Here is a 16,159-nt window from a genome sequence, read left to right on the forward strand (position 1 = left end):
CGAAAACGTGGCTAAAAAATCAATGATCGCGAAACAAAAACGCACACCAAAGTTTAAAGTGCAAGCGTACACTCGTTGTGAGCGTTGTGGACGTCCACACTCTGTATATCGCAAATTTAAACTTTGCCGTATTTGTTTCCGTGAATTAGCGTATAAAGGTCAAATTCCTGGTGTGAAAAAAGCAAGCTGGTAATAAACCCATGAGTTGGGAAGGAGGTAAAACATAATGGTGATGACAGATCCAATTGCAGATATGCTTACTCGCATTCGTAATGCGAACATGGTGCGTCACGAGAAACTTGAAGTTCCTGCTTCAAAAATGAAAAGAGAGATCGCTGAAATTTTAAAGCGTGAAGGTTTCATTCGTGATGTCGAATACATTGAAGATAACAAACAAGGTATTCTTCGTATTTTCTTAAAGTACGGTCCAAACAATGAACGTGTAATTACAGGTCTTAAGCGCATTAGCAAACCTGGTTTGCGCGTATATGCAAAAGCGGACGAAGTTCCACGCGTATTGAACGGATTAGGAATTGCAATTCTTTCAACATCTCAAGGTATTTTAACTGACAAAGAAGCACGTCAAAAACGTACTGGCGGCGAAGTGTTAGCATACATTTGGTAATTATTTTGTAACGAATGGAGGTGTAATACATGTCACGTGTTGGTAAAAAACCATTGGAAATTCCAGCTGGTGTTACAGTTACATTAAACGGTAACACAGTTACTGTAAAAGGTCCGAAAGGTGAACTTACTCGTACGTTCCATCCAGATATGGTCATTAAATTAGAAGGTAACGTTTTAACAGTTGAGCGTCCAAGTGATGAGAAACATCATCGTGCGCTTCACGGAACGACTCGTAGCTTACTTGCAAACATGGTTGAAGGTGTTTCAAAAGGTTATGAGCGCGGTCTTGAGCTTGTCGGTGTCGGTTATCGTGCGGCAAAACAAGGGAAAAAGCTCGTGTTAAGCGTAGGATACTCCCATCCTGTTGAAATCGAACCTGAAGAAGGACTTGAAATCGAAGTTCCTTCACAAACAAAAATTATTGTTAAAGGTGCGGACAAACAACGCGTTGGTGAATTAGCAGCAAACATTCGTGCCGTTCGTTCACCAGAGCCTTACAAAGGAAAAGGTATTCGTTACGAAGGTGAAGTTGTACGTCGTAAAGAAGGTAAAACAGGTAAGAAATAATGCTGCTTAGGTAAATGAAAGGAGTGACACGAATGATCACTAAGCTTGATAAAAATGCAGTTCGCAAAAAAAGACACGCTCGTGTTCGCCGTAAAGTCGTAGGAACTGCGGAACGTCCACGCTTAAATGTGTTCCGTTCAAACAAACACATTTATGCACAAATCATTGATGATATGAAAGCTGTGACGCTTGTTAGCGCGTCAACATTAGATAAAGATTTTGATTTAGAATCAACGGGCAATGTGGAAGCAGCTCAAAAAGTAGGCGAATTGATTGCTAAACGTGCACTTGAAAAAGGAATTACATCGGTTGTATTCGACCGTGGCGGATATTTATATCATGGACGTGTTAAAGCACTTGCAGACGCTGCTCGTGAAGCTGGATTACAATTCTAATTAAGAAGGAGGGACAGAGATGCGTCGCATTGATCCAAATAAACTTGAACTAGAAGAACGCGTTGTTGCCGTTAACCGCGTAGCTAAAGTTGTAAAAGGTGGACGTCGTTTCCGTTTCGCTGCGTTAGTCGTTGTTGGTGACAAAAACGGTCATGTCGGCTTCGGAACTGGAAAAGCTCAAGAAGTTCCAGATGCAATTCGTAAAGCAATTGAGGATGCGAAGAAAAACTTAATTACTGTACCGATCGTTGGTACAACGATTCCACATGAAGTAATCGGACATTTCGGAGCAGGTGAAATTATTTTAAAACCAGCATCTGAAGGTACAGGAGTTATCGCTGGTGGTCCTGCACGTGCGGTATTAGAGTTAGCAGGCATTAGCGATATTTTATCGAAGTCAATCGGTTCCAACACACCAATCAACATGGTGCGCGCAACAATCGACGGTTTGAAGCAATTAAAACGTGCGGAAGATGTTGCAAAATTGCGCGGTAAAACAGTTGAGGAACTGTTAGGATAAGGGAGGGAAAAATGATGGCAAAAAAATTAGCAATTACCCTCACTCGCAGCGTAATCGGTCGTCCGCAAGACCAACGCGTGACGGTTAAAACATTAGGTTTACGAAAATTGCATCAAACAGTTGTTCATAACGACAATCCAGCCATTCGTGGAATGATCAATAAAGTTTCTCACCTTGTAACAGTAAAAGAATTAGAAGAATAAGGAGGTGCCTAGGCATGAAGCTACATGAATTACAACCAGCACCGGGTTCCCGTAAAGAACGTAACCGTGTTGGTCGTGGTATCGGCTCTGGTAACGGAAAAACTTCTGGTAGAGGACATAAAGGGCAAAACGCTCGCTCTGGCGGCGGTGTACGCATCGGCTTTGAAGGTGGTCAAACACCTTTATTCCGTCGTTTACCAAAACGCGGCTTTACAAACATTCATCGTAAAGAATATGCGATCGTTAACCTCGAAGTGTTAAATCGCTTTGAAGACGGTACGGAAGTGACACCACAATTGTTGCTTGAAACAGGCGTTGTAAGCAAGTTGAAAGCAGGCATCAAAGTTCTTGGAAACGGTGAGCTCACGAAAAAATTAACAGTGAAAGCTCATAAATTCTCTGCTTCTGCAAAAGAAGCAATCGAAGCTGCTGGCGGTACAACTGAGGTGATTTAATGTTTCGAACAATCTCCAATTTTATGCGCGTGGGTGATATAAGAAGAAAAATTGTATTCACCCTTCTTATGCTCATTGTATTTCGCATCGGTACATTTATTCCCGTACCGGGCGTAAATGCAGATGTATTAAAAATGCAAGATCAATTCAACGCTTTTGGTGTGTTGAACACGTTCGGTGGCGGCGCTCTACAAAACTTTTCTATTTTTGCGATGGGCGTCATGCCATACATTACGGCATCCATCATCGTACAGTTACTACAGATGGATGTTGTTCCTAAATTTACGGAATGGTCGAAGCAAGGGGAAGTAGGCCGTCGTAAACTCGCTCAGTTTACTCGCTATTTTACAATTGTGCTTGGTTTTATCCAGGCGTTTGCTATGTCATACGGCTTTCATAATATGTCGGGTGGTGTGCTTATTAAAAATCCAGGCATTCCGACGTATTTGCTTATCGCGCTTGTCTTAACAGCTGGAACAGCCTTTTTAATGTGGCTTGGTGAGCAAATTACGGCTAAAGGTGTTGGGAACGGCATTTCTGTATTGATTTTTGCAGGAATTGTGTCTGGTATCCCGACGACGCTTAACCAAATTTATGTTCAACAATTTGAAAACGCTGGTGATCAGCTGTTTTTACGCATCGTTACAGTGCTGTTGGTCGCTTTAGCAGTTGTTGCGGTTATTGTTGGTGTCATTTATATGCAACAAGCGTTTCGGAAAATTCCGATTCAGTATGCGAAGCGATTGGAAGGACGTAGTCCAGTAGGTGGTCATTCGACACACATTCCGTTAAAAGTAAACCCGGCAGGTGTTATTCCGGTTATTTTTGCGGTGTCGTTTATTATTACTCCACCGACGATTGCATCGTTTTTCGGCTCGAATGATGTAACATTGTGGATCAAAAAAGTTTTTGACTATACACAACCAGTTGGTATGCTCATATACGTCGCTCTAATTGTTGCCTTTACGTATTTTTATGCGTTTGTTCAAGTCAATCCAGAACAAATGGCGGACAATTTGAAAAAGCAAGGTGGTTATATTCCAGGCATTCGTCCAGGAAAGAACACGCAGGAATTCATTACACGTGTTTTGTACCGTTTAACTTTCGTCGGGGCTCTATTTTTAGCAGCAATCGCTGTTCTTCCTGTCTTCTTTATCGAGTTCGCTAAACTACCGCCTTCTGCTCAAATTGGAGGAACAAGCTTGCTGATCGTCGTTGGCGTTGCCTTAGAGACGATGAAGCAGCTAGAAAGCCAATTAGTGAAGCGCCATTATAAAGGCTTTATTAAATAAAGAGGTGTTGGGAATTTTATTCCCTCTACCTCATATAGAGAGCTGAGGGGGAGAAATTGATGAATTTAGTATTGATGGGACTGCCGGGAGCTGGGAAAGGCACACAGGCAGAAAAAATCGTTGAGAAATACAAAATTCCTCACATTTCTACTGGGGATATGTTTCGAGCAGCGATGAAAGAGGGAACAGAGCTCGGTTTAAAGGCGAAATCATATATGGATCGCGGCGATCTTGTTCCAGATGAAGTGACAATCGGCATTGTTCGCGAGCGTTTAAGCAAGGACGATTGCCAAAACGGTTTTTTGCTTGATGGGTTTCCGCGAACAGTCGCTCAAGCTGAAGCGTTAGAAACGCTTCTTCAACAATTGAACCGCTCCATCGACTATGTCATTAACATTGAAGTAGATAAAAACATTTTAATGGAACGTCTAACAGGTAGACGCATTTGTAAAGAATGTGGCGCAACGTATCATCTCGTATTTAATCCGCCAGCACAAGCGGGTGTTTGTGATAAATGTGGCGGAGAGTTGTATCAACGTGCAGATGATAACGAAGCGACAGTAGCGAACCGTCTTGAAGTCAATATGAAGCAATCTCAGCCGTTGCTTGATTTTTATGCGGCGAAAGGGTATTTGCGCAACATTGACGGACAACAACATATTGATCAAGTGTTTGCTGACATTTGTGAATTACTTGGGGGCTTACAATAATGATCATTTGCAAAACCCCGCGTGAAATTGAAATTATGCGTGAAGCTGGCCGAATTGTTGCGTTAACTCATCAGGAATTACAAAAATACATCGAGCCAGGCATAACGACAAAAGAGCTCGATCATATCGCTGAAACGTTCATTCGCAAACATGATGCAATTCCTTCGTTTAAAGGATATAATGGATTTCGTGGGAGCATTTGTACGTCGGTAAACGAGGAGCTCGTTCACGGCGTCCCAGGAGACCGTGTGCTTCGCGAAGGGGACATTATTAGCATTGACATCGGCGCAAAGTACAATGGATACCATGGTGATTCAGCTTGGACATATCCAGTCGGAGCTATTTCAGAAGAGGCGAAAAAGCTTTTAGAAGTGACAGAGCAGTCACTATATCGTGGATTGGAAGAAGCGAAACCTGGCGCACGGTTAACGAACATTTCCCATGCGATTCAAACATACGTTGAGGCGCATAACTTTTCCATTGTGCGTGAGTATGTTGGACATGGAATTGGTCAAGACTTACATGAAGATCCGCAAATCCCACATTACGGTCCGCCAAATAAGGGACCGCGGTTAAAGCCAGGCATGGTTCTGTGCATTGAGCCGATGGTGAATGCAGGAACCCGTTATGTTCGCACGTTAGAAGATAATTGGACAGTCGTCACAGTAGATGGCAAGCTTTGTGCTCATTTTGAACATACGATTGCGATTACTGAGGCGGGATATGAAATTTTAACAACACTTTGAACGCTTTAACCTTCTTTGCGGATGCGCATCGTAAGCTGTAAACTGGTCGTGTTAGTTGAACATGTTACTCATTTCAAAAAAGAAGGGAGAGCCGTTCAATGGCGAAAGACGATGTAATTGAAGTGGAAGGTACAGTCGTTGAAACGTTGCCGAATGCGATGTTCCGAGTGGAACTTGAAAACGGTCATACCGTTTTAGCTCACGTTTCAGGTAAAATTCGCATGCATTTTATTCGCATTTTACCAGGTGATAAAGTAACAGTTGAGTTATCACCTTACGATTTAACACGTGGAAGAATTACGTATCGATATAAATAACACTCCGCACGAACAAGGAGGTAAGTTCTCATGAAAGTTAGACCATCTGTAAAACCGATTTGCGAAAAATGCAAAGTTATTCGCAGACGGGGAAAAGTTATGGTTATTTGCGAAAATCCAAAGCATAAGCAAAAACAAGGATAAAATTTGAGGAGGTGTACAAATCATGGCACGTATTGCAGGTGTAGATATTCCTCGTGACAAACGTGTAGTCATTTCATTAACATACATTTACGGAATCGGTAAAGCAACTGCACAAAAAATCTTAGCAGAGGCTGGCGTATCTGAAGACACTCGCGTTCGCGACTTAACGGAAGAAGAATTAGGAAAAATTCGTGAAATCGTAGATCGCTTAAAAGTAGAAGGAGATCTTCGTCGTGAAGTATCTTTAAACATTAAACGTTTAATGGAGATCGGTTGCTATCGTGGTCTTCGTCATCGTCGCGGATTGCCGGTTCGTGGCCAAAATACGAAAAACAACGCTCGTACACGTAAAGGTCCACGTCGTACAGTAGCGAACAAGAAAAAATAATTAAGTAAAGGAGGTTCATGAACGAATGGCACGTAAAACGAATACGCGTAAACGTCGTGTAAAAAAGAACATTGAATCTGGTATTGCTCATATCCGTTCGACTTTTAACAACACAATCGTCACAATTACAGACGTTCATGGAAATGCAATTTCTTGGTCAAGTGCAGGTGCGTTAGGTTTTAAAGGCTCTCGTAAGTCAACTCCGTTCGCTGCACAAATGGCTGCAGAGGCTGCTGCAAAAGCATCTATGGAGCATGGCATGAAAACTGTTGAAGTAAACGTAAAAGGTCCGGGTGCTGGTCGTGAAGCAGCAATTCGTGCACTTCAAGCGGCTGGACTAGAAATTACAGCGATCAAAGATGTTACACCGGTTCCACATAACGGATGCCGTCCGCCAAAACGTCGTCGTGTTTAATTTCTCTGTATAGAATTTGCGTATGTGTCAATAATGGGATATAGTCATTCTTACAGGGAAACGAAAAACAGTTGTTGTGCACATTCGGGAACTTATTCATGGGGGAATTTCGATTGAGCTGTCATCGGTTTAATCGGGGTTTCGACGTTTTGAAGGAGGGTTAAAGGAATGTTGGAAATCGAAAAGCCGAAAATCGAAACGGTTGAAATCAGCGAGGATGCCAAATATGGCAAATTCGTCGTTGAACCACTTGAGCGTGGATATGGTACAACTTTGGGTAACTCCTTACGTCGTATCCTGTTATCCTCACTCCCTGGTGCCGCTGTAACATCTGTTCAAATAGATGGTGTATTGCACGAGTTTTCAACAATTGATGGCGTCGTGGAAGATGTAACAACGATCATTTTAAATGTAAAAAAGCTAGCGCTAAAAATTTACTCGGACGAAGAAAAGACGCTTGAGATTGATGTACAGGGTGAAGGAGTCGTTACAGCTGCGGATATTACTCACGATAGCGATGTAGAAATTCTCAACCCAGACCTTCATATTGCTACTTTGGCGAAAGACGGTCGTTTGCGCATGAGAATGACAGCGAAACGCGGGCGTGGGTATACACCAGCTGATGCTAATAAGCGCGAGGATCAACCGATAGGTGTTATCCCGATCGATTCCATTTATACGCCGGTATCGCGCGTATCGTACCAAGTCGAAAATACGCGCGTCGGTCAAATGACAAACTACGACAAGTTAACGATCGACGTGTGGACAGATGGTAGCATCGGCCCGAAAGAAGCAATCTCACTAGGGGCAAAAATTTTAACAGAGCACTTAAATATTTTTGTGAACTTAACGGACGAAGCACAACATGCTGAAATCATGATTGAAAAAGAAGAAGACCAAAAAGAAAAAGTGCTCGAAATGACAATTGAAGAGCTTGATCTTTCCGTTCGTTCGTACAACTGCTTAAAGCGTGCTGGCATCAACACAGTGCAAGAGCTTGCTCAAAAAACGGAAGAAGATATGATGAAAGTGCGCAACTTAGGCCGCAAGTCGCTTGAGGAAGTAAAAGCGAAGTTAGAAGAGCTAGGATTAAGCTTACGTAAAGATGACTAGTTAAGCGTTTGGTTAACTAGGCATTTTCATGTTAAAAGTGAAATAAAGGAGGGACATCACATGTCTTACAGAAAATTAGGACGCACAAGCTCTCAACGTAAAGCATTGCTTCGTGATTTAGTGACAGACTTAATCATTAATGAGCGAATCGAAACAACAGAAGCTCGTGCAAAAGAGTTGCGTTCTGTTGTAGAAAAAATGATCACATTAGGAAAGCGCGGCGATTTGCATGCACGTCGTCAAGCAGCTGCATTCGTTCGCAAAGAAGTAGCAAACACAGAAACAGGTCAAGATGCGATTCAAAAATTGTTCAGCGACATCGCACCTCGTTACCAAGACCGTCAAGGTGGCTACACACGCATTATGAAACTTGGACCACGCCGCGGTGACGGTGCACCAATGGTAATTATTGAACTAGTTTAATACGTTTTTATAAGGGCGAGACAGTTTTTGAACTGGATCTATGCCCTTTTTTTGTTTTCTTTTTTGTAGTAGAGTAGAGAGTAAGAAAATTCAGAAGAGATGAGGAGAGAGTCGTGGAAGTTGCAGTACGTGTGGAAGATGTAAGTTTTCAATATGCAAATGAACAAACGTATGCTCTACAAAACATATCGTTTCAAGTGTATAAAGGTGAATGGGTAACAATTGTTGGTCATAACGGATCAGGTAAATCAACATTAGCGAAGTTGTTAATTGGTTTATTGCCACCGACAAGTGGAACGATTCATGTATGCGGGATCCCATTAAATGAAGAAACGATATGGGACGTACGTGAGCGATTAGGTATTGTATTTCAAAATCCAGACAACCAGTTCGTTGGAACGACGGTTCAAGATGACGTTGCTTTCGGTCTTGAAAATCAAGGGATACAAAAAGAGGAAATGAAAAAACGTATAAACGAAGCGTTAAAAAAAGTAAAAATGGAAGATTTCATTCATCACGAGCCGCATCGCTTGTCAGGTGGACAAAAACAACGCGTCGCCATTGCAAGCGCCATCGCGCTTCATCCGAATGTCATTATTTTAGATGAGGCGACATCCATGCTTGACCCGAGCGGGAAAAAAGAAGTTCTTCATGTGATGCAGTCGCTTCGTCGGGAACACGATATGACGGTCATTTCGATTACTCATGATTTAAATGAAGTCGCAAAAGCAGATCGGGTTATTGTGATGAATAAAGGAAAAATCGTGCTCGAAGGAACGCCTGCGCATATTTTTGCATACGGGGCGAAATTAGAAGAGATGGGGTTAGACTTACCATTCTCGCTACAACTAAGTCAACGATTGAGGAACAATGGTATTCCAATGACGGCTGATCATTTAACAATGGAGGGGTTGGTGAGTGAATTATGGACATTGTATTCCGCGATGTCGAACATCGTTACCAAATAAATACCCCTTTCGAGAAGCGAGCATTGTACGATATTCATGTTGATATTCGTAGCGGCTCATATGTAGCGGTAATCGGTCATACAGGATCGGGCAAGTCTACCCTTTTACAACATTTCAATGGCTTACTTCAACCGACAAAAGGGACCGTCCACCTTGGCGATTATACAATTGCAGCGGGAAAAAAAGAAAAACAGTTAAAACCTTTACGGAAGAAAGTAGGCATTGTTTTTCAATTCCCTGAACATCAATTGTTTGAAGAAACAGTAGAAAAAGATATTTGCTTTGGGCCGATGAATTTCGGCATGTCAGAACAAGAAGCAAAAGCTCGTGTTGGTGAATGGTTAGCACTTGTCGGGCTGCCGGAAGAAGTGCGACATAAATCTCCGTTTGCTTTAAGCGGTGGACAAATGCGCCGTGTGGCGATCGCTGGTGTGTTAGCAATGGAGCCAGAAGTGCTTGTGTTAGATGAACCTACGGCAGGATTAGACCCACGTGGACGGAAAGAAATGATGGACATGTTCGCAAAGCTTCAACGGCAAAAAAGGATGACGATTGTACTCGTGACACACAGCATGGAAGAGGCAGCACGTTACGCGGATGATATTATTATTATGCATCGAGGAACGATTGTTCGAAGGGGGACACCAGAACAAATTTTCCGTAACGTCGATGATTTAATACATCTTGGGTTAGATGTCCCTGAGACAGTTTTGTTTCAGCGGGCAGTCGAGCAAAAATTTGGGATGACATTTCCAGAACCATGTTTGACGATAGAAGACGTCGAACGATCTTTACAAACGTTATTTAATAGGGTGAAGCATATATGATGAACGGTATGATTATCGGAAAATATGTTCCGGGACACTCTTTTATTCATCGGCTCGATCCACGTACAAAACTGCTGCTCATGTTTATTTATGTGTTTATCGTATTTCTTGCAAACAACGGATGGACGTATGGAATATTGACTTTGTTTACATGCCTTTTGTTATTTTTATCACGCATTCCTTTTTCATTTATGATGAGAGGGTTAAAACCTGTTTTGTGGGTCATTGTATTTACTTTTTTTCTCCATGTGCTATTAACAAAAGAAGGAGATATCGTTTTTCAATGGTTTGGCATTGAAGTGTACGATAAAGCGATTCAACAAGGAGCGTTTATTTCCTTACGCTTTTTGCTCCTTATTGTCGTCACAACGCTATTGACGTTAACAACAACGCCGATTGAAGTGACAGATGGTATGGAGTCGTTACTTTCGCCGTTAAAAAAATGGAATGTACCTGTTCATGAACTAGCGCTCATGATGTCCATTTCCCTTCGTTTTATTCCGACGTTAATGGAAGAAACCGAAAAAATTATGAAAGCTCAAACCGCTCGTGGTGTCGATTTTTCAAGCGGTCCATTACAAGAACGAATGAAAGCGATGACCGCGTTGCTCGTTCCGCTATTTATTAGCGCATTTAAAAGAGCAGAAGAGCTGGCTGTCGCGATGGAAGTACGCGGATATCGTGGTAGTCAAAATCGAACAAAATGGCGCGAGTTGACGTGGGGACGAATAGATACTGCTTTTATGCTTTTCATCGGCTTATTGGCTATTGCGTTATGGTTACTTCGTTCATGAGAAGGAGCGAAAATCATGAGAAGAATAAAATGTACCATTGCATATGATGGTACGCATTTTGCGGGATATCAAATTCAACAACAAAAACGAACGGTGCAGGGAGAACTAGAGCATGCACTTTCCATCATTCATAAAGGGCAATTTGTTCGCGTCTATGCGTCAGGAAGAACGGATGCAACGGTTCATGCATACGGACAAGTTATTCACTTTGATACGCCGCTTATGATTCCAGATGAAAAATGGCCCAAGGCGTTAAATGCTCTTCTCCCAGATGACGTCATTGTCAAAGAAGCAAGTGAAGTACCCCTTTCTTTTCACGCCCGGTTTAGCGTGAAAAAAAAGGAATACCGTTATCGTGTATGGACTGGCGAGCGGAATGTGTTCTTGCGTCATTATGCGTATTATTATCCGTATCCACTAAATATAGCATCAATGAACGAAGCACTTCGTTACGTGATCGGGACGCATGATTTCACAAGTTTTTGTTCGGCAAAAACAGAAATTGACGATAAAGTTCGTACCATTTATGAAGCGGAAGTCATCCAGGAAGGAGAAGAGTTAATCTTCCGTCTTGTTGGCAACGGCTTTTTGTACAATATGGTTCGCATTATCGTTGGAACAGTGCTAGAAGTCGGGCGCGGGGAACGACGTGCTGAAGAGATGAAAACGATTTTGCAACAAAAAAATCGAAGCGCTGCCGGGAAGACGGCTCCAGGTCACGGCTTATATTTATGGCACGTTTCTTATGACAACTAATCCAGGTGTAACATTTTCTTGACATTAGGTTATGAAAGAGATATTATATCATATGGTATGTATTTTAAACCCACGATTAGCCCCGGAAATTAATCGTGTTGAAATAAATATCGCTTGTTTATTTTTTATTTTAGGAGGGAAAACAAATGCGTACGTATATGGCGAAGCCAAATGAAGTAGAACGTAAATGGTACGTTGTTGATGCAGAAGGCAAAACGTTAGGACGTCTTGCTAGTGAAGTTGCTGCAATTTTGCGCGGTAAACATAAACCAACTTACACACCGCACGTTGACACAGGTGATCATGTGATCATCATCAACGCAGAAAAAGTTGAATTGACAGGTAAAAAATTAACAAACAAATTATACTATCGCCACAGCTTACATCCAGGCGGGTTAAAAGTAAGAACAGCTCTTGAAATGCGCACAAATTACCCAGAGCAAATGCTTGAAAAGGCAATTCGCGGCATGCTTCCAAAAGGTAGCCTTGGTCGTCAAATGTTCAAAAAATTGCACGTTTATCGCGGAAGTGAACATCCGCATCAAGCACAAAAACCAGAAGTTTATGAACTTCGCGGATAATTGATTAAAGGAGGGCATTATTTTGGCACAGGTACAATACTACGGCACAGGCCGTCGCAAAAGTTCAGTTGCGCGCGTGCGTCTCGTTCCAGGTGAAGGACGCATTATCGTAAATGGTCGTGACATTCGTGACTATGTTCCATATGAATCGTTAGTGGAAGTTGTAAAACAGCCACTTGTTTTAACGGAAACGTTCGGTAGCTACGATGTATTAGTAAACGTAAGTGGTGGTGGATTTACAGGTCAAGCAGGTGCGATCCGTCACGGTATCGCTCGTGCATTGTTACAAGTTGACCCTGAATACCGTCAAACATTAAAACGTGCAGGCTTATTGACGCGCGATTCTCGTGTGAAAGAGCGTAAGAAATACGGTCTTAAAGGCGCTCGTCGTGCACCACAGTTTTCAAAACGTTAATGTCAACAAATCTCGGCAATTATTTGCCGAGATTTTTTTGTATGTCTCTTTTTTTCATGCGAACAATATGTATGAGGAGGGATAAAAAATTGGGAATACTTACATCGTTTACAGCAAAAAAGTTAGAAAAGCAGCTAACTGATGAACGAAATGCATTGCGCGATCTTTCTTATCGTGAATTATGGCAACGTATGCGCACGTATTGGCAACGATACATCATTGTTTCTGAATGGATCGAAACGATATGTATCGATGTGGCGATTGAAGCATATTTGATCGGGGCGCATTATAGCCGCTTTATATATTATGGTGAGTCAAAGGAAACGGTCAGAAGACGTTGTATCGATGAATATATGCGACTCATTGATGAATTGTATGACCGTATGAAAGAATACAGAGATGATATGTACGATGCATGCGCCCGTTACATCGACGGATGGTGGAAAGAAGGAATCGAAAAAGGACTGCGTCGTCAACGTCTTCGTTTGAAGTAACCGTTCTAAATTCTCTTCTTGTCCCATATAACATAAATAGTGGGGAGGAGAAGGGATGAAAATACGTATTATTATTGTTTTCATTGTTTTTGCCCTTTTTTTACAGTTCTATGTCTTTCATGATCGCTCTTGGAAAGCATGGAGTTTACCGTTATCAGGAAAAATTATTGTTCTTGATCCCGGGCATGGAGGACCTGACGGAGGAGCGGTCGGAGGAGATGTTTTGGAGAAGGAAGTCGCACTGGATGTGGCGTTAAAATTACGCGATTATTTGCAACAACAAGGTGCACTCGTTCAAATGACGAGAGAAGGAGATCATGATTTAGCGAGTGAACAAACAAGAGGATATAGCCGAAGGAAAATAGAAGATTTACAACGGCGAGTTCAATTTGTGAATGAGTCAGAGGCAGATTTTTTTATTAGTATTCATTTAAACGCCATTCCTTCGCCGAAATGGAGGGGCGCACAAGTTTTTTACTATCCTTCATTGGAGGAAAATGCAAGGCTAGCTAAGTTTATTCAACAAGAGCTACGCGTCAATTTGGAAAATACACATCGATTGGCGAAGCCCATTCAAACCGTATATTTATTAAAAATGGCTAAAAAACCAGGCGCTTTAGTTGAAATCGGCTTTTTGTCAAATGAAGAAGAACGGAAATTACTAGCATCTTCAACGTATCAAGAACAGCTTGCCGCTTCGATTTACAAAGGTATTTTACGTTACGTATCAAATGAACGTGATCCTTCTGAGTGAGAAGGATTCATTTTTTTATGCAGAAAATTATGTTATATTGAAAGTGTGAAACCGAATACATAAGGATTGGTGAGGCGCAATGTTGACAGAAAAACAAGTTGTAGAGCTTCTAGAAACGATTTACGACCCTTTTTTGAAAAAAACGTTTAAAGAAACAGGAGCGATTCAAGAAGTCAAAATAAATGAGGAAAAAGGGTTAGTGAGCGTAAAAATTGCTTTAGCTAAAACAGGAGCGGCGGAACAACTTCAAGTGCAACAGACAGTTGTACAACGTTTAAAAGATGCAGGAGCATCATCCGTTGGGCTTCGTTTTGCTCAATTGCCGTTAGAAGAAAGATCAACGAATGAACCGATTTATTTAGCTATTGCAAGCGGAAAAGGTGGCGTAGGGAAATCGACGGTATCCGTCAATTTAGCCGTTTCGCTTGCGCGGCTTGGTAAAAAGGTTGGGTTAATCGATGCGGATATTTACGGGTTTAGTGTGCCAGATATGATGGGGATTACAGAACGGCCAATCGTCCGTGGAGAAAAAATTATTCCCGTTGAGCGGTTTGGTGTAAAAGTAATTTCTATGGGGTTTTTTGTAGAAGATAATTCTCCGGTCATTTGGCGTGGACCGATGCTTGGCAAAATGTTAAAAAACTTTTTTGATGAAGTGGAATGGGGAGAATTGGATTATTTACTATTAGATTTACCCCCAGGCACAGGGGATGTAGCGTTAGATGTGCATACGATGCTTCCGACATCGAAAGAAATTATTGTGACGACGCCTCATCCAACGGCTGCTTTTGTTGCCGCAAGAGCGGGAGCGATGGCGGTTCGGACGAATCATGAAGTTGTTGGTGTTATCGAAAATATGTCATATTTTGAAAGCAAAACAACAGGTGAAAGAGAATATATTTTTGGAAAAGGCGGTGGCCAAAAATTAGCTGAAGAGTTACAGACGGACTTACTTGGACAGCTACCGCTCGGACAACCTGATTGGAACGATGATGATTTTGCCCCTTCTGTATACGGTGAAGATCATCCAATTGGAAAAGTATATATGAATATTGCTAAAAAAATTATCGCAAAGTTACGATGAAGTAGCGTCTTTCTTTGATGATCAATTGTGCATATGTATTTACAAGGGGTGTCCCGATAATGCAAGGACACCCTTATGCTGTTTGATCCTCGCTCGATCCCTCTTGATCGGATTTTTTCTTACCGCCTTGCATTTCTTCCGCTGCTTTGATAAGAATATCTTCAATTTTTGCTTTAAATAGCGGGCTGCTAAATGTCTCAGTAATCACTTTTTGCAAATGAGCGCGAAAATCTTTGTTTTTCATCTCTGTTTGTATTAATTTTTTCATTTCTGGATTTTGCATAATGTCTACAATCATTGCTTGATATTCAGGGTCTTTCATTAGCGCTTTCAATAATTTTTCATGTTCCTCTTTCATGCTTTTCGCGAAATTTTGAGCGAACTTTGGATCTTCAAATGCTTTTTTCCAAAACGCTTTTCCTTTGTCTGAAGTTAACGTTTCCTCAATCGTTTTTTTTACAACTTCTTGATCCATAACGAGCTGCTGTTTTACCTTTTCATCACTCATCACTTCTTGAATTGCTTTTTTCCCTTCGTCCGTTTTTAAAATATCAACAACCATTTTTTTTGTTTGATCGTAATCAGGTTGTGCAGGGGTTTTCTCTTGTTGAGCGCACCCTGCTAGCGCTAATACACAACTAAATGCGAGGAGCAAAAATGTTCGATTCATCATTAAGGGCCCCTTTCAACAAGTTTCCTTACTGTTAATATTCAATATTCTTTGCAAAAATATTCGCTAGCATTTTTCTTATTTCGTTGATAGAATTTTGAAAGGGATATTGAGAAGTGGAGGGTTTATAGGTGAACAGTCGAAAGTGGGTTCAATTGTTTTTTTCAACATTGTTGGTCGGTGGAATAAGTACAGGAGTTGTTGGTTTTGCTGTAAAGTGGAATGAATACGCACATCTTTTTACATCTTTTGAGATAAAAGAAATTTTATCTGTTCTCGTTTGGCTTATTGGAGTTGGTTTCATTTTTAGCGTCATTAGTCAAATGGGTTTTTTTGCATATTTAACAATTCATCGTTTTGGTCTCGGAATTTTCCGTTCCGCAAGCTTGTGGAATGCGGTACAAATCGTTCTCATTGCTTTTGTTTTATTTGATCTCGTTTATTTTCGCTATCAACTGTTTGCTAAAGAAGGAGAATCCATCGTTAGTTACGTGCTTGTTG

General features: G+C 41.5%; 27 protein-coding genes (1 of these 27 running past the window's edge). 26 read left to right on the forward strand and 1 reads right to left on the reverse strand.

Features of this window, described 5'->3' with window-relative positions; genetic code table 11:
- The first annotated feature begins 7 nt into the window (after nt 1-7).
- From rpsN to ACPF7I_RS00845, 25 genes are all read left to right on the forward strand, one after another.
- Entirely contained in the window at nt 8-193 is a 186-nt protein-coding gene (gene rpsN, locus ACPF7I_RS00725; RefSeq protein ID WP_003397678.1) for a 30S ribosomal protein S14, read from the forward strand.
- Between the two features lie 33 nt (nt 194-226).
- Nucleotides 227-625, forward strand: a complete 399-nt coding sequence (gene rpsH / locus ACPF7I_RS00730) for a 30S ribosomal protein S8 (protein WP_042894915.1) — start codon at nt 227-229, stop codon at nt 623-625.
- Between the two features lie 29 nt (nt 626-654).
- On the forward strand, nt 655-1,194 hold the full coding sequence (rplF, locus tag ACPF7I_RS00735; protein ID WP_042894912.1) for a 50S ribosomal protein L6: 540 nt from the start codon (nt 655-657) through the stop codon (nt 1,192-1,194).
- Nucleotides 1,195-1,226: 32 nt separating this feature from the next.
- Nucleotides 1,227-1,589 (forward strand): 50S ribosomal protein L18, encoded by a 363-nt coding sequence (rplR, locus tag ACPF7I_RS00740; protein WP_003397682.1) that lies wholly within the window; start codon nt 1,227-1,229, stop codon nt 1,587-1,589.
- 19 nt (nt 1,590-1,608) lie between these two features.
- A complete protein-coding gene (rpsE, locus tag ACPF7I_RS00745) occupies nt 1,609-2,109 on the forward strand; it encodes a 30S ribosomal protein S5 (RefSeq protein WP_003397684.1) in 501 nt (166 codons plus the stop codon).
- 14 nt (nt 2,110-2,123) lie between these two features.
- Entirely contained in the window at nt 2,124-2,312 is a 189-nt protein-coding gene (rpmD, locus tag ACPF7I_RS00750) for a 50S ribosomal protein L30 (RefSeq protein WP_003397685.1), read from the forward strand.
- Between the two features lie 14 nt (nt 2,313-2,326).
- A complete protein-coding gene (gene rplO / locus ACPF7I_RS00755) occupies nt 2,327-2,767 on the forward strand; it encodes a 50S ribosomal protein L15 (protein ID WP_430745372.1) in 441 nt (146 codons plus the stop codon).
- Nucleotides 2,767-4,059, forward strand: a complete 1,293-nt coding sequence (gene secY / locus ACPF7I_RS00760) for a preprotein translocase subunit SecY (protein WP_042535887.1) — start codon at nt 2,767-2,769, stop codon at nt 4,057-4,059. Before rplO ends, secY begins: the two co-directional genes overlap by 1 nt.
- A gap of 59 nt (nt 4,060-4,118) precedes the next feature.
- Nucleotides 4,119-4,769, forward strand: a complete 651-nt coding sequence (locus tag ACPF7I_RS00765; protein ID WP_003397689.1) for an adenylate kinase — start codon at nt 4,119-4,121, stop codon at nt 4,767-4,769.
- Nucleotides 4,769-5,515 (forward strand): type I methionyl aminopeptidase, encoded by a 747-nt coding sequence (gene map / locus ACPF7I_RS00770; RefSeq protein ID WP_430745370.1) that lies wholly within the window; start codon nt 4,769-4,771, stop codon nt 5,513-5,515. Before ACPF7I_RS00765 ends, map begins: the two co-directional genes overlap by 1 nt.
- 98 nt (nt 5,516-5,613) lie before the next feature.
- Nucleotides 5,614-5,832, forward strand: coding sequence for a translation initiation factor IF-1 (gene infA, locus ACPF7I_RS00775; RefSeq protein ID WP_003247618.1), 219 nt, complete (start codon nt 5,614-5,616; stop codon nt 5,830-5,832).
- A gap of 30 nt (nt 5,833-5,862) precedes the next feature.
- A complete protein-coding gene (rpmJ, locus tag ACPF7I_RS00780; RefSeq protein WP_000868344.1) occupies nt 5,863-5,976 on the forward strand; it encodes a 50S ribosomal protein L36 in 114 nt (37 codons plus the stop codon).
- 22 nt (nt 5,977-5,998) lie between these two features.
- Nucleotides 5,999-6,364: a 30S ribosomal protein S13 gene (gene rpsM / locus ACPF7I_RS00785; protein ID WP_003397691.1), complete on the forward strand. Its 366-nt coding sequence runs from the start codon at nt 5,999-6,001 to the stop codon at nt 6,362-6,364.
- A 25-nt stretch (nt 6,365-6,389) separates the two neighbouring features.
- Entirely contained in the window at nt 6,390-6,779 is a 390-nt protein-coding gene (rpsK, locus tag ACPF7I_RS00790; protein ID WP_003397692.1) for a 30S ribosomal protein S11, read from the forward strand.
- 168 nt (nt 6,780-6,947) lie between these two features.
- Entirely contained in the window at nt 6,948-7,892 is a 945-nt protein-coding gene (locus ACPF7I_RS00795; RefSeq protein ID WP_003397693.1) for a DNA-directed RNA polymerase subunit alpha, read from the forward strand.
- A gap of 60 nt (nt 7,893-7,952) precedes the next feature.
- The gene (gene rplQ, locus ACPF7I_RS00800) at nt 7,953-8,315 is read left to right on the forward strand and encodes a 50S ribosomal protein L17 (RefSeq protein WP_003397694.1); all 363 of its coding nucleotides are present in this window, start codon (nt 7,953-7,955) and stop codon (nt 8,313-8,315) included.
- Between the two features lie 113 nt (nt 8,316-8,428).
- Complete coding sequence (locus tag ACPF7I_RS00805) at nt 8,429-9,283, forward strand: energy-coupling factor ABC transporter ATP-binding protein (RefSeq protein ID WP_430745365.1); 855 nt, start codon at nt 8,429-8,431, stop codon at nt 9,281-9,283.
- Nucleotides 9,241-10,110: an energy-coupling factor ABC transporter ATP-binding protein gene (locus ACPF7I_RS00810; protein ID WP_430745363.1), complete on the forward strand. Its 870-nt coding sequence runs from the start codon at nt 9,241-9,243 to the stop codon at nt 10,108-10,110. The genes ACPF7I_RS00805 and ACPF7I_RS00810 overlap by 43 nt, the downstream gene beginning before the upstream one ends.
- A complete protein-coding gene (locus ACPF7I_RS00815; RefSeq protein WP_219986048.1) occupies nt 10,107-10,904 on the forward strand; it encodes an energy-coupling factor transporter transmembrane component T family protein in 798 nt (265 codons plus the stop codon). The genes ACPF7I_RS00810 and ACPF7I_RS00815 overlap by 4 nt, the downstream gene beginning before the upstream one ends.
- Nucleotides 10,905-10,919: 15 nt before the next feature.
- Nucleotides 10,920-11,660, forward strand: coding sequence for a tRNA pseudouridine(38-40) synthase TruA (gene truA / locus ACPF7I_RS00820; protein WP_430745361.1), 741 nt, complete (start codon nt 10,920-10,922; stop codon nt 11,658-11,660).
- A gap of 146 nt (nt 11,661-11,806) precedes the next feature.
- A complete protein-coding gene (rplM, locus tag ACPF7I_RS00825) occupies nt 11,807-12,241 on the forward strand; it encodes a 50S ribosomal protein L13 (protein ID WP_021095320.1) in 435 nt (144 codons plus the stop codon).
- Between the two features lie 22 nt (nt 12,242-12,263).
- Complete coding sequence (rpsI, locus tag ACPF7I_RS00830) at nt 12,264-12,656, forward strand: 30S ribosomal protein S9 (RefSeq protein WP_003397701.1); 393 nt, start codon at nt 12,264-12,266, stop codon at nt 12,654-12,656.
- An 89-nt stretch (nt 12,657-12,745) separates the two neighbouring features.
- Nucleotides 12,746-13,150 carry a DUF2521 family protein gene (locus tag ACPF7I_RS00835; RefSeq protein ID WP_430745359.1) on the forward strand — a complete coding sequence of 135 codons (405 nt, stop codon included), beginning with the start codon at nt 12,746-12,748 and terminating at the stop codon, nt 13,148-13,150.
- Nucleotides 13,151-13,205: 55 nt separating this feature from the next.
- A complete protein-coding gene (gene cwlD / locus ACPF7I_RS00840) occupies nt 13,206-13,904 on the forward strand; it encodes an N-acetylmuramoyl-L-alanine amidase CwlD (RefSeq protein ID WP_430745357.1) in 699 nt (232 codons plus the stop codon).
- A 79-nt stretch (nt 13,905-13,983) separates the two neighbouring features.
- Nucleotides 13,984-14,988, forward strand: a complete 1,005-nt coding sequence (locus ACPF7I_RS00845; protein WP_430745356.1) for a P-loop NTPase — start codon at nt 13,984-13,986, stop codon at nt 14,986-14,988.
- Nucleotides 14,989-15,061: 73 nt separating this feature from the next.
- Here the strand turns inward: ACPF7I_RS00845 and gerD are convergent, their stop codons facing one another.
- Nucleotides 15,062-15,661, reverse strand: coding sequence for a spore germination lipoprotein GerD (gene gerD / locus ACPF7I_RS00850; protein WP_009361510.1), 600 nt, complete (start codon nt 15,659-15,661; stop codon nt 15,062-15,064).
- A gap of 128 nt (nt 15,662-15,789) precedes the next feature.
- Between gerD and ACPF7I_RS00855 the strand changes: the two genes are divergently transcribed.
- Nucleotides 15,790-16,159 carry the 5' portion of a KinB-signaling pathway activation protein gene (locus ACPF7I_RS00855; RefSeq protein ID WP_430745354.1) on the forward strand. The gene runs 227 nt beyond the window's last position, so 370 of the gene's 597 nt are visible here — the first part of the coding sequence; the start codon lies at nt 15,790-15,792; its stop codon lies beyond the right edge, outside the window.

The organism is Anoxybacillus dikiliensis, assembly GCF_050613275.1.
GTDB lineage: Bacteria > Bacillota > Bacilli > Bacillales > Anoxybacillaceae > Anoxybacillus.

Bases quoted from the DNA above. Each gene is read 5' to 3' on its own strand.
- rpsH (WP_042894915.1), top strand. From the start codon at position 227: ATGGTGATGACAGATCCAATTGCAGATATGCTTACTCGCATTCGTAAT.
- rplF (WP_042894912.1), top strand. From the start codon at position 655: ATGTCACGTGTTGGTAAAAAACCATTGGAAATTCCAGCTGGTGTTACA.
- rplR (WP_003397682.1), top strand. From the start codon at position 1,227: ATGATCACTAAGCTTGATAAAAATGCAGTTCGCAAAAAAAGACACGCT.
- rpsE (WP_003397684.1), top strand. From the start codon at position 1,609: ATGCGTCGCATTGATCCAAATAAACTTGAACTAGAAGAACGCGTTGTT.
- rpmD (WP_003397685.1), top strand. From the start codon at position 2,124: ATGGCAAAAAAATTAGCAATTACCCTCACTCGCAGCGTAATCGGTCGT.
- rplO (WP_430745372.1), top strand. From the start codon at position 2,327: ATGAAGCTACATGAATTACAACCAGCACCGGGTTCCCGTAAAGAACGT.
- secY (WP_042535887.1), top strand. From the start codon at position 2,767: ATGTTTCGAACAATCTCCAATTTTATGCGCGTGGGTGATATAAGAAGA.
- ACPF7I_RS00765 (WP_003397689.1), top strand. From the start codon at position 4,119: ATGAATTTAGTATTGATGGGACTGCCGGGAGCTGGGAAAGGCACACAG.
- map (WP_430745370.1), top strand. From the start codon at position 4,769: ATGATCATTTGCAAAACCCCGCGTGAAATTGAAATTATGCGTGAAGCT.
- infA (WP_003247618.1), top strand. From the start codon at position 5,614: ATGGCGAAAGACGATGTAATTGAAGTGGAAGGTACAGTCGTTGAAACG.
- rpmJ (WP_000868344.1), top strand. From the start codon at position 5,863: ATGAAAGTTAGACCATCTGTAAAACCGATTTGCGAAAAATGCAAAGTT.
- rpsM (WP_003397691.1), top strand. From the start codon at position 5,999: ATGGCACGTATTGCAGGTGTAGATATTCCTCGTGACAAACGTGTAGTC.
- rpsK (WP_003397692.1), top strand. From the start codon at position 6,390: ATGGCACGTAAAACGAATACGCGTAAACGTCGTGTAAAAAAGAACATT.
- ACPF7I_RS00795 (WP_003397693.1), top strand. From the start codon at position 6,948: ATGTTGGAAATCGAAAAGCCGAAAATCGAAACGGTTGAAATCAGCGAG.
- rplQ (WP_003397694.1), top strand. From the start codon at position 7,953: ATGTCTTACAGAAAATTAGGACGCACAAGCTCTCAACGTAAAGCATTG.
- ACPF7I_RS00810 (WP_430745363.1), top strand. From the start codon at position 9,241: ATGGACATTGTATTCCGCGATGTCGAACATCGTTACCAAATAAATACC.
- ACPF7I_RS00815 (WP_219986048.1), top strand. From the start codon at position 10,107: ATGATGAACGGTATGATTATCGGAAAATATGTTCCGGGACACTCTTTT.
- truA (WP_430745361.1), top strand. From the start codon at position 10,920: ATGAGAAGAATAAAATGTACCATTGCATATGATGGTACGCATTTTGCG.
- rplM (WP_021095320.1), top strand. From the start codon at position 11,807: ATGCGTACGTATATGGCGAAGCCAAATGAAGTAGAACGTAAATGGTAC.
- cwlD (WP_430745357.1), top strand. From the start codon at position 13,206: ATGAAAATACGTATTATTATTGTTTTCATTGTTTTTGCCCTTTTTTTA.
- ACPF7I_RS00845 (WP_430745356.1), top strand. From the start codon at position 13,984: ATGTTGACAGAAAAACAAGTTGTAGAGCTTCTAGAAACGATTTACGAC.
- gerD (WP_009361510.1), bottom strand. From the start codon at position 15,661: ATGATGAATCGAACATTTTTGCTCCTCGCATTTAGTTGTGTATTAGCG.